The organism is Labilibaculum sp. K2S, assembly GCF_030372765.1.
In the GTDB taxonomy this organism is placed as follows: Bacteria; Bacteroidota; Bacteroidia; order Bacteroidales; family Marinifilaceae; genus Labilibaculum.
Genome location: NZ_JAUCMW010000018.1, coordinates 67,306 through 79,889, shown reverse-complemented (window position 1 = coordinate 79,889; position 12,584 = coordinate 67,306). Strand labels below are relative to the sequence as shown.

General features: G+C 37.9%; 7 protein-coding genes. 5 read left to right on the top strand and 2 right to left on the bottom strand.

Features of this window, described 5'->3' with window-relative positions:
• Positions 1-54 precede the first annotated feature (54 nt).
• Positions 55-2,121 carry a RagB/SusD family nutrient uptake outer membrane protein gene (locus QUH73_RS16690; RefSeq protein WP_289531576.1) on the bottom strand — a complete coding sequence of 689 codons (2,067 nt, stop codon included), beginning with the start codon at positions 2,119-2,121 and terminating at the stop codon, positions 55-57.
• Positions 2,122-2,138: 17 nt separating this feature from the next.
• Positions 2,139-5,276, bottom strand: coding sequence for a SusC/RagA family TonB-linked outer membrane protein (locus QUH73_RS16685; protein ID WP_289531575.1), 3,138 nt, complete (start codon positions 5,274-5,276; stop codon positions 2,139-2,141).
• 262 nt (positions 5,277-5,538) lie between these two features.
• Between QUH73_RS16685 and QUH73_RS16680 the strand changes: the two genes are divergently transcribed.
• The 5 genes from QUH73_RS16680 (at position 5,539) to QUH73_RS16660 (ending at position 12,441) form a co-directional block, all read left to right on the top strand.
• The gene (locus tag QUH73_RS16680) at positions 5,539-6,693 is read left to right on the top strand and encodes a glycoside hydrolase family 88/105 protein (protein WP_289531574.1); all 1,155 of its coding nucleotides are present in this window, start codon (positions 5,539-5,541) and stop codon (positions 6,691-6,693) included.
• A 12-nt stretch (positions 6,694-6,705) separates the two neighbouring features.
• Positions 6,706-7,917: a rhamnogalacturonan acetylesterase gene (locus QUH73_RS16675; RefSeq protein ID WP_289531573.1), complete on the top strand. Its 1,212-nt coding sequence runs from the start codon at positions 6,706-6,708 to the stop codon at positions 7,915-7,917.
• Positions 7,918-7,927: 10 nt separating this feature from the next.
• Positions 7,928-8,668, top strand: coding sequence for a DUF4450 domain-containing protein (locus tag QUH73_RS16670; protein ID WP_289531572.1), 741 nt, complete (start codon positions 7,928-7,930; stop codon positions 8,666-8,668).
• Between the two features lie 11 nt (positions 8,669-8,679).
• On the top strand, positions 8,680-10,113 hold the full coding sequence (locus tag QUH73_RS16665) for a rhamnogalacturonidase (protein ID WP_289531571.1): 1,434 nt from the start codon (positions 8,680-8,682) through the stop codon (positions 10,111-10,113).
• A gap of 72 nt (positions 10,114-10,185) precedes the next feature.
• The gene (locus QUH73_RS16660) at positions 10,186-12,441 is read left to right on the top strand and encodes a rhamnogalacturonan lyase (RefSeq protein ID WP_289531570.1); all 2,256 of its coding nucleotides are present in this window, start codon (positions 10,186-10,188) and stop codon (positions 12,439-12,441) included.
• The last annotated feature ends 143 nt before the right edge of the window (positions 12,442-12,584 follow it).

Genomic DNA, 12,584 nt, shown 5'->3' with positions numbered 1-12,584 from the left:
CACTAAACCGGAACAGATTTGAACCAGTTTAGTGATTTTATAGTTTAGGATCTATTAGTATCCTGGATTTTGCATAGCTTGTTTTTCTTCTGAACTTAATGCTTGTCCATTTTCATTGGTAATGGCATCAAGAAAAGATTGAGGAATTGGTCGGTAATAATGTTTGTTTGCACTAAACGTAGAGTTACCTCTAACCCAACCATCATTAAATGCCTTAAAGCGGGCTTCAAGCCTTTTGGTACGGGCTAAATCTTCCCAACGTACTGTTTCTCCGCAAAGTTCACGAGTTCTCTCATTCAATAAGAAACACATCATTTTTTCTGCGTTGCTTGAACATTCAAGCTTTGTATAAATTGGTGCATCTACTGAAGAATTGTAGATGTCGCTTACTGAAGTGATATGCATTTCATTGATTGTAGCAGCAGTTGTTTCTGTCAAATCTCCATTTGATTCATAATAAGTGTTTTTATCGTAATAAATAGCACCATCAGAAGAATATCCTCCGCCTTTACCGTTACAATAGCTATTGTTCTTATAGGCTTGTCCTCCATCAACGTGAACAGAACGGTCTTCTCCAGCTAAAAATGCAGCCCGGTCTCTTAATTTATTAATCCAGGTAATGGCATTAGCATATTCCGATTCGCCTTTTCGTATATAGGCTTCGGCAACCATTAAAACATCATCTGCAGAACGGGCAAGAATGACATCTCGGGTTCCAAATTGAGATGCAATTGCGACTCTGTAACCATCTCGAAATTTAGATAAGGCTACAGAACGTTTCTGAACGCCATAATATCCTTCATTACCGTGTTGTCCAACCCATTCCTGATTTTCTCCATCGAAATAACGTACAAAGGTGTGAGTGTTTTGCATAACACCATCTTTTAAAACACCGGTTACATCATTGGTTACAGGATTATATCTCGTATCACCAGCATTATTAACAATGTATTTAATGGCCAGATCTCCGCCTTCAAATCGTTTTGTTCCATTCACAGTTCCAACAGGTCCTAAAGTGGCATTATCTGAAGTCCAAACAGGAGCATTTGCTGTAGAGTTGCATCCGTAAGTAGTAATAAATGATTTCCAGAAGCGTGAGTCGTTAACACGGTCAAACACATCCATGGTATAATTAGTTGCTCGGGCATAACAGAATTCTCTATCTCCTGAAATATCTCTTTTTGTGCCTGAAATGTCTTGATAAACAGATGGATAATAAAGATGCATCTGATTTCCATATCTACCCCAGGTAGATTGATCGTCAGAGAATTGAGCCGCCAAAACGACTTCAGAAACACTCTCGTTGGCACCGTTAGCCGCTTGATAATCCCATAATTGCACATAGTTTGTGCATAAAGGATGAGCATTATAAACTTCTGTTCCGTATTTAATAACATCATCTAGATCATCGCTTATGTAGCTTGAGTTCCATGAACTATATAATTCGCTTGCTCGTGTTAATTTTGATTTTGCCAGAAAATGAGCTGCTGCGGATTGTGTGATACGACCGGTTGCTTCTGGGCTTGCAGGTAATAAATCATATGCAGACTTAAAATCAGCAGTGATTTGTGCAAAACACTCTTCTTCTGTAGCTCGTGTAAAATAAGTTTCAACAGCTGTTGAGGGTTGTAATTTTAACGGCACACCTCCATACTGAGTTACCAGCGTTAAATAAAAATAGCCACGTAAAAAATAACCTTCACCCAATCGAGTGTTATAGTTTGCATTTTTTTTATCGTAATAAAGAGGCATATTTTTAATAATTGTGTTTGCTGATTCAATACCGGCATACATATTTTGCCACATAGGCTTGTTGTTTCCTCCCTCTTCTGAGCTTAAATCGGTACTATAACAGTTGAAGTCAGGAATTGCGTTATTTGCATCCGTAAATTCATCTACACCTACGTTAAACATCTTAATCCCCCATGTATAGTTGAATTTAAATTTTAGCTTTTGGTAGGTTCCGGTAACCAGCTGATCCAGTCCTTCCTGTGTTTCAAATGTCTGAGTACTATAGGTCGTTGTAAGTTCTTCATCCAAGAAATCATCTTTGCAGGATGATACAGAAAAAGTTAAGATACTTATCAACCCAAACAGTAATAATATTTTATTTTTTTTCATAATTAACTTTTTTAAAATTAGAATCCAAGATTCAAACCAAATACGAAACTTTTAAGAGTGGTTGATGAACCAGTAGATGTTGTGTTGTTATTGTACCCCGAAAGGTCAGTATCTAAATAATCACATTTAGAATAGATTGTAAATGGATTCATACATTGAGCATACACTTTAAGTTTGCTGATTCCAAGTTTTTTTAACTGTTTAGGAGTAAAGTTATAACCTAAACTGATGTTACGCATTTTCACAAAAGATCCGTCTTGATAATTCATAGAACTGGCATAAGTATCAGCAGCTTCTCCATTTGATCCCGGAGAATAATATTCTGCATCTTCATTTATTCCTTCTATCCAATAATCAATTTTACGCATTGTAAAGCGACCATCCAGTGTTTCTTTTCCGCTTCTGAAAGTATTCCCCCAACGAGAGTATACAAAGAATGATAAATCAAAATTTTTGTATTTAAACGTATTAGTCATACCTCCAGACCAATCCGGGCGTTTTTTTCCAACAATTTGTCTATCCTCATTAGCGTCAATAGTACCGTCGTTGTTTAAGTCTTTAATTTTTATCTGACCTGGTTTACGTCCATATACTGCAGCTTCAGCAGCTTCGGAAGTTTTCCAGATACCATCATATACATAGTCGTAATAAACACCTATGTCTTCGCCTACAAACCATGCATTATTAGGTACTTCTGTTAAACCATTATTTAATTTTGAGATTTCACTCTGATCTTTGGACCAAGTGATACTGGTTTCCCAGTTAAAATCATCTGATTTTATGTTGACTGTGTTGATTTGTAGATCAATACCGGAACCTTTTGTTTCACCAATGTTTGCCCAGGTTGAAGTATAGCCAGTTAAACTTGGTATTGACATGATCATTAATAGATCGGAAGTTTTTGTTTTGTATGCATCAATACTACCACTTAATCGGCCGTTAAAAAATACATAGTCTACACCTACATTATACTGGGCAGTTTTTTCCCAACTAAGATTAGTGTTCGCCATTTTTGGAGGATATTTAACCGAAGGATCTGATGCTACATATCCTAAATCAGAGGAGGTAGTACCCCAATTGTAGTATAAAGAAGCTACTGCACCTTTAGTATCATATGCATCGATTGCAGCGTTACCTGTTATACCAAAACCAAAACGGGCCTTTAATCCATCAATCCATGAAGCGTTGTTCATAAAATCTTCCTGATCAATACGCCAGCCTAATGCCAAAGATGGGAAACTCGCCCATTTATTGCCTTCAGCCAATTGAGATGCTCCATCCCAACGCATAGATGCAGTCAACATGTATTTATCGTTAAAAGTGTAATTACCTCTAAGCATATACGACTCCATTTGTTTCTCTGCCAAGCCTGTTCCAAGACTATATGCATCACCTCCTGAAGCAAGGTTGTACCATAATTCGGAAGTTGAAGCAACATCTGTTGCTTTCATATCTCCATTTTCATAATGATACTTTGAGAAAGATTGCATTGCGGTTAAACCAACTTTATGAAGGTTTGCAAAGGTTTTATTATAATACAATAAATTGTCTAATGTATAGGCTCGTGTATTATTGGTATTATATTTAGCCGCGTTGTTGCCATCTCCATTAATACCTTCAGCAGCATTAAATACACCCAAACGATAGTACTTAAATTCCGGGCCAAATTGAATTCGGTAACTTAAACCATCTAAAGGTTTCCACATATTTCCAAAATCCAATTGAGAATAGAAACTTCCGGTTGCACGTAAAGTTTGACGGTTATTGGTGTTATAATCCAACTCTTTAATCGGATTAATAATATTAACATCTCCTGCTGCAGGATTTCTAATATAATCGCCATTTTCATCATAAGGAACCGTCCATGGCAACATGGATTTTAGAGCAGAATAGTAATCCCCTGGACCTGTACTTGATTTTGTAAAGCTATAACCATAGTCTTGTTCTCCATAGCTAAGATTCATAGTTGTTCCGAACTTGAACCAGTCTGTAGGAGATACCTCAAAATTCGTTTTAGCAGTATATCGTTGATAAAGTTGATCGGGTTGAGTTCCTTCCTGACGTAAATATCCGAATGAGCCATATCCTTTGAACTTTTCTGTACCACCTGATGCACTAATGGTGTGTTCCGTTGAAACAGCAGTTCTTTTACCTTGGTCACCCCAATTGTAATTTCCAACTTTATTAGGATCCCAAACTCCGTTTACCCATCCTTTTTCAATATTTGCGAACGAAGCTCCAACAGACCCCCAGGTAGCTAAATCAGCAGCATAAGAAGGTGTAGCAGATGCATAACTACCCATATTGTATTTGGCTAGTCGGGCATAATCCAACCATTCAGCAGCATCCATCATCTCAGTTACGTCGTACATTTTTTCGATGGTAACCGAACCAGAGTAATTAAAACTTACTTCACCTGTTTTTCCTTTTTTAGTAGTTACCAATACTACACCATTTGCACCTCTGGATCCATAAACAGCTGTGGCAGAGGCATCCTTTAGAATATCAATACTTTCAATATCGTTAGGATTAATATTGTCTATTCCTCCACTTTGAACAACCATTCCATCTACTACATACAATGGACTCTGACTGGCATTTAAAGAACGGATACCTCTAATTGTAATACTTCCAGTCTCTCCTGGTCTCTGGTTTGAGGTAATGTCAACCCCGGCAGTTTTTCCCTGCATAGCTTGCACAGCATCTTTAACAGGCATTGCTACAATATCTTCAGCACTAACCCTGGTTACAGCACCTGTTACATCGCTCTTCTTTTGTACACCGTAACCAACTACAATTAATTCATCAAGATTTGTAGTTTCCTCACTGATCACAAAATTAATCACTGACTTTCCTGCAACAGGTAGTTCCTGACTTTTATAGCCAATAAAGCTTGCAACCAAAGCAGCATCTTTCGATACTTTAATTTGGTAGTTTCCATCAATATCCGTTATGGTACCATTTGTTACCGATCCTTTTTCAATAATCGTGGCTCCAATAATAGACATGCCTGATTGATCTTTAACATTACCTGTAACGGAAATCGTTTGTGTTTGGGCGCAAACGTTGACGTTTCCAGCCATAAAAAAACAACCTGTAAGAAGTGTTATGAAAAACACTTTAAATTGTTTTCTTCTTGATTTAAATAAATTCATACTACACTAGATTTAATAGGTTCATAAAAACTTTTTAATAGATTAAACATAGATTGAAACTTGAGTTACCAACTAGCTTTTTCAATGGTTGTAAAAATAGGGTGTGCGCACACGATAGAAAATGGAAAATTGTACTAAAACATGTATTTATTTTAATGCTTTGTTGTTGTGGATGATATTCTAGGTTTGTGTATAATTTTCCTTTTTTGCGGATGTGCTATGTAATACATTTGGAGGAAAAATTTCTAAAACACTATATGAAATGGGATTATTGAGCAGAATGTATTTATTGCAGTTTATACTACTAATTGTTACGACATCAATGAATTTTTCTCCGGTTTGGGGACAAAAATTGATTGATCATGAACAAACTTTGAAAGAAATAATTAAAGTGAATGATTATTTCATGGAAAAATACAATGATTATAAAGCACCATCGAATGTGGGGCGGGAAAGGCCAAGCAATATTTGGACAAGAGGTGTGTATTACGAAGGATTAATGGCCTTGTATTCAATATTACCCGAGGAAAAGTTATACGATTATACTTATCAATGGTCTGATTTTCATAAATGGGGGTTTAGAAGTGGTACAACTACCAGAAATGCGGATAATTATTGTGCGGGTCAAACTTATATCGATTTGTATCGACTGTCTAAAGAGCCTAAACAAATTAGGAAGGTAAAAGCAAATTTAGACATGTTGGTGAATACGCCGCAAAAGGATGATTGGACATGGATAGATGCCATTCAAATGGGGATGCCGGTTTTTGCGAAGTATGGTGCTACAATGAATGATGCAAAGTATTTTGATAAAATGTGGGATATGTATGCCTGCAGCAGAAATGATATTGGAGGAGGTCTTTATAACAAGGAAGATGGTTTATGGTGGCGCGATGCTGATTTTGTTCCTCCTTATAAAGAACCAAACGGTGAAAATTGTTATTGGTCAAGAGGCAACGGATGGGTATATGCTGCTTTGGTAAGAGTTTTAAGTGAAATACCGAAAGACGAAAAGCACTATAAGGATTATGTGAATGATTTTATGTCCATGACAAAGGCATTGGTAAAATGTCAGAGAAAAGATGGATTTTGGAATGCGAGTTTACACGATCCTGAAAATTATGGCGGAAAAGAGGTGACCGGGACTTCTTTATTTGTATATGGTATGGCATGGGGAATCAATAACGGATTCTTATCAAAGGAAAAATACATGCCTGTTGTTGCAAAAGCCTGGAATGCTATTGTGAAAGATGCCATTCATGAAAATGGATTTTTAGGTTATGTGCAGGGAACTGGAAAAGAGCCTAAAGACGGTCAGCCGGTAAAATATGATAGTATGCCTGATTTTGAAGATTATGGTATCGGTTGTTTTTTGTTAGGTGGGGTAGAAGTATATAAATTACAAGAGTGCAAATAATACTTTTTTAAGATGAGTTTTAGAGATGTAAACAGGAAGGTTTCCGGTTGCTTGATTGCCGCAGTTTTAATCATTGTATTCTTTTCGTGCACTGAAAAAGACACCGGATTTAAGATCATAGATCCTTTAAGTAAAGCTGATAACGGTTTTGTTACTTTTACAAATGTTCCGGATGGAAATTATAAAGTACATGTGAGAGTCGGATCTGAAGATAGTGCCGGACATACAGTGATTAGAGGGGAGTCAAGAAGACTGTTTTTTGATGGAATATCTACAGAAAAAGGAGAAATTAAAGATGTTTATTTCTATATCAATAAAAGAGATACGATTATCACAGCGGGAAGGAATGTTAAAATCAAAGAAAGAGAAAAGACCAAATTAAATTGGGATAGCAATCTGACTTTTGAATTTAACGGCGAGTCTCCTCAGGTTGTATCTATTGAAATAACACCAACCGATTCTGTGCTAACAGTTTTCTTATGTGGAGATTCAACTGTGGTAGATCAGGAAAACGAACCTTGGTGTTCCTGGGGACAGATCATACCTCGTTTTTTTAATGATCAGGTTTGTTTTGCTAATTATGCCGAATCCGGAGAAACTACAAGTGGTTTTATTGCCAGAGGAAGATTAGAGAAATTGTTAACGCAGGTTAAGCCTGGTGATTACATATTTGTAGAGTTTGGTCATAATGATCAGAAGGAAAGAGGAGAGGGCAAAGGAGCATATCTGAATTTTAGGGATCGATTAAAAGATTTTATTGTTGTTGCCCGGGAAAAAGGAGCAAATCCTGTTTTTGTTACCCCAACGCAACGCAGAAGCTTTAATGAGGAGGGGGAAATTGTTGACACTCATGGAGATTACCCGGATGCGATGAGAAAACTGGCAGCCGAAGAAAATGTTTCTTTGATTGATTTGCACTCTTATACTCGAACTCTTTATGAAGCCATGGGTGTAGAAAATTCAGTGAATGCATTTGTTCATTATCCGGCCAATACGTTTCCAAATCAAGAGACGCCTTTGAAAGATAATACTCACTTTAATCCTTTTGGTGCTGATCAAATTGCAAAATGTGTTGTGTATGGAATGAAACAAATTCATTTGCCTTTGGTACAGTATTTAAGAGATGATGTAAAAGATTTTAATCCCGCGGCACCTGACGATTTCAAGAATTTTAAATGGTATCCAACTCCTTTTGCTGAAATTCAAAAACCAGACGGAAACTAAACAACTTATGATGTCGAAAAAAACAGTTGTCTTTATATTGGCTTTCTTATGTCTGGGCTTTGTAAAAGCCCAAAATCCTGATTGGTCTTTGTTGGCACCTAAATTAGCAGGAACTTTACGAATTGGTGTTTCAACAGAAGGGAATAGCAAGTGGTTTTCTGAATTTGCAGGTGTGAAGTTGAAATCATCTGAAAAGGAAATAAAATACATTCTGAAAGACGAGATATTAGCTAAGGGTACTATTGAATTTTTAATTCGTCCTTTGGCTGACAGCAAAGGTGCAGTAATGAAGTTAACAGGTGAAAATATCCCTGAAGATTTACACTTGATATGGACTTATGGAGGAGCTTCGAATAAGGACGTTGAGATTGAAAAATGGTCTCCTGCCATTTTACCTGTAGATTGTTACCAGAATGTTTTTAGTGTTGAGGGGAATTCATTTACTCTTTATTATGGAAACAGCCGTAAGCTTAAAATTTTGGAAGGATTAACACCTGCTGGATCGATTCTAAAATTGACAGATGCTAACAAACAGGAGAATCCAATTCAACTGCTGAAATCCGGAAAGAAAACAGTGGCGCAAGTGTTGACTGCTGATCTTAAAATGGTGGATGAACAGGATTACTATTTTTGTTTCTATTTCTTGAATCCAATGGCCGATTACAATTATTTTATGCTTCCCAAGCTTTTTGAAGAGGGAAGCTACAGGGTAAATAAAGAAACAGAATGGATGAAATCGACACCAGATTAAAAACAAAAAATATGCGACAATTATTCCTGCTTATTGCATTACTATATGGTATCTCTTTAAAGGCCGAAACTTATAATATTAAAGATTTTGGAGCTAAGGGAGATGGTGTTACCATTGATTCTCCCGCTATTAACAGCGCTATTGAAGAGGCGACTCAAAATGGAGGAGGAACCATTTATGTTCCTGCAGGTACATATGCCTGCTATTCCATACGATTGCAAAGTAATATTACCATTCAAATTGAATCGGGTGCTACAGTTTTAGCTACTTTTCCAAAAGAAAATGAAGGCTACGACGAAGCAGAACCAAATCCCGATAATCCTTTTCAGGATTTTGGACATAGCCACTGGAAAAACTCGCTGTTTTGGGCAATAGGTGAGCACGATATAACGATTTGCGGCAATGGATTAATTAACGGACAAGGTTTAACACGAGAAGAAAGCCGGCTGGCAGGAGTTGGAAATAAAGCATTGTCGTTTAAGGAGTGTCATAACATTACTGTGAAGGATGTGGCGATGCTGAACTGCGGTCATTTTGCCATTTTGGCAACAGGAGTAGATAATTTGCACGTACTCAATCTTAAAGTAGATACCAATCGTGATGGTTTTGATATTGATTGCTGTAAAAACGTACGTATTTCAGATTGCAGTGTAAATTGCCCATGGGACGATGCCATTGTTTTAAAATCGAGCTATGCTTTGGGATATTTTAAAGATACGGAGAATGTAAGCATCAATGGTTGTTTTGTTTCTGGTTACGACAAAGGATCTGTATTAACTGCTAAGTGGGAAACCGATGAGGCAGTAGCACCCGATCATGGTTCAAATACGGGACGCATAAAATTAGGAACCGAATCGAGTGGAGGTTTTAAAAATATTGTCATCACCAATTGTATTTTCGAACGAAGCAGAGGTTTGGCCATTGAAGCTGTTGACGGTGGCTGGCTCGAAGATGTGGTGGTTTCGAATATTACCATGCGAAATGTGGGCAATTCTCCGTTTTTCATTCGCTTGGGGGCACGTCAGCGCAGTCCGAAAGGCACTCCCGTTGGAAAATTGCAAAGAGTTCAAATCAGCAATGTGAATGTGTTCAATGCCGATTCACAATTCTCAAATATTATTAGTGGCGTACCCGGACATCAGGTTGAAGAAATCTCATTCTCTAATATCAACATTCATTTTAAAGGTGCTTATACTGCAGAAGATGGAAAAATTGTACCTCCTGAAAGTGAGAAAACATATCCGGAACCTTGGATGTTTGGAACAATTCCAGCCTCAGGTTTTTATGTGAGGCATGCTAAAAACATATTTTTCGAGAATATCAGATTTTATTTTGAGCAAAAGGATGGTCGTCCCCTATTTGTGTTGGATGATGTGGAAAATTGCGATGTTGATCGCGTAAGAGTAGATGGCAACTTGGTAGAAAATCCATTCGAAGCTCACTAAAAATGATATTTCAGTAATCGTAAACACCATTGCAGCCCTTTAGTAAGCAGTTGCGATATAATTTGATACAACATGTTTAATTCATTAGGTTCGTTTGCAGATAAAATTCTTATTCTGATTCTTTGTGGTGTGCTGCAATCCTGTTGCACAAAAACACCTTCCCAAATAGTAAAAGGACCAAATTATGCTCCATCTATTCAAAAGGAAAATTTGGGGAGAGGATTAGTTGCCATTCATCAGGGAAATGGAATTGTAGCGGTAAGCTGGAGATTTCTTCCAAAAGATAAAGCCGGAACTCAGTTTGACCTTTATCGCATCAATAAGAATGAAAAAGGGCGTAAGCTTAATGCAACTCCAATAGTTGCAAGTACCTTTGTAAAAGATAGTTTGGTAAATACAAAAACTTCAACAACCTATGTTTTAAAAGATGCTAAAACACAGCGAATGCTTGCTTCTTTTGTGCTAAGTCCGCAAATGGCCGATCATCCATACTTATCAATTCCAATACAAGCATTTCCCGGCGACAGTTTATGGCAATACAGTCCCAACGATGCAACTGTGGCCGATTTGGATGGAGACGGAGAATTGGACATTGTACTAAAACGTGAAAATAGCGGTCATGATAATTCGCACAACGGCGTGTGTAACGGAGGCCCGTTGCTCGAAGCTTACAAACTTGACGGGACTTTTTTATGGCGTGTTAATCTGGGAATTAATATCCGGCAAGGTGCTCATTATACTCAAATGATGGCATACGATTTTGATGGGGATGGAAAGGCTGAGATTGCAGTTAAAACAGCTGAAGGAACTCAATTTGGAGACGGTCAGGTTATTGGTGACGTAAATAATGATGGAGTAAGTGATTATGTGGATCGGGATTCCAGCTCGCGAACCTATGGCAAAATAATTACCGGACCCGAATTTTTTTCAGTAATAGAAGGGGCAACAGGGAAAGAGCTGGCTCGAGCTGACTACATTTGCAGAGGAGCTCCAAATGATTTTGGTGATATAACCGGTAATCGGGTAGATCGTTTTTTAGGGGGAGTTGGGTATTTTGATGGATTGAGGCCGAGCATACTTATTTGCAGGGGCTATTACGAAAAAGCTGTATTGGAAGCATGGGATTACCGGGATGGAAAATTAACACGGCGTTGGCATTTTAGCACAACCGATAATCAGGGTAAATACAAAAGTTTTGAAGGACAAGGAAATCACAATTTAAGTATTGGGGATGTAAATGGAGATGGTAAAGATGAAATTACCTATGGAGCTTGTTTGATTAATGCAGATGGTACCGGAGGCTACAATACTTTGTTGGGGCATGGTGATGCTTTGCATTTAACAGATATCGATATCGAACGTCCGGGACTCGAAATCTGGGATTGCCATGAACATGTTCCAACCAAGGCCGGATCAGAATTACGTGATGCCTGTACGGGGGAGTATATTTGGGGGATTCCTTCCTTCGAAGATGTGGGAAGAGCCATGGCCGCTGATATTGATCCTCGATTTAAAGGCTGTGAATTATGGACGACTCATTCAGGAGGCGTTTATACAGCCAATGGAAAATTTATTACCGCAAACACTCCATCCATTAATATGGGCATTTGGTGGGATGGTGATTTAAACCGTGAATTGCTGGATGGATCGAGTGTTACTGGCCGCGAATTTGTTGGCATCACAAAATGGACTGGGGATGGTGTAATAAATTTACCAATCCCGTTTAGTGAAGACTTAACCGGCAATAACTGGACAAAAGGGAATCCTTGTCTTCAAGCCGACATTGTGGGAGATTGGCGTGAAGAAATTCTGGTGCGAACAAAAGATAACAAAGAACTTCGTTTGTACATGACCAATTACAGCACTCCTTATCGTTTTCACACCTTGCTGAGTGATCATATCTACCGACTTAGCGTGGCTGATCAAAACATAAGCTACAACCAACCTACACAACCAGGTTTTTATTTGGGATCTGATTTAGGGAAATTTTGGAACAATGAATACCAGCTTCAACGTGGAGCACATTCTAAATCGGGTAAAGCCAAGGATGGAAAAGCCAATGGCATGAATGTCCGCTACCATGAAGCTCAGCGAATTATTCTTGATACAATTACGTGTTCGCAGGAAACTTACACTTTGGATGCCGGCTACGATTACGATGAGTATACTTGGACAGTAAACGGGGCTGAGATAAATTCAGACAGGTCGCTTACTCTAAAGGCGAAAGATTATTCGGCAGATCAACCGATTAAAGTTCAGTTGCAGGTTCTTTATAAAGGATGTGTATTTGCGGATAGTATTCATGTGAAATTTACGAAAGAAAAATAAGGTGCTTTAATTATTCCTGTGGGGATGCCTTGCTACAAAAGAACTTAATTAATTTCGACAAATATACTTTAACAAAGAATGTTTGAAGAGGTGGTTTGTTCATTTTGAATACCAAAAAAAAGGAGTACATTCATTTCTACCGC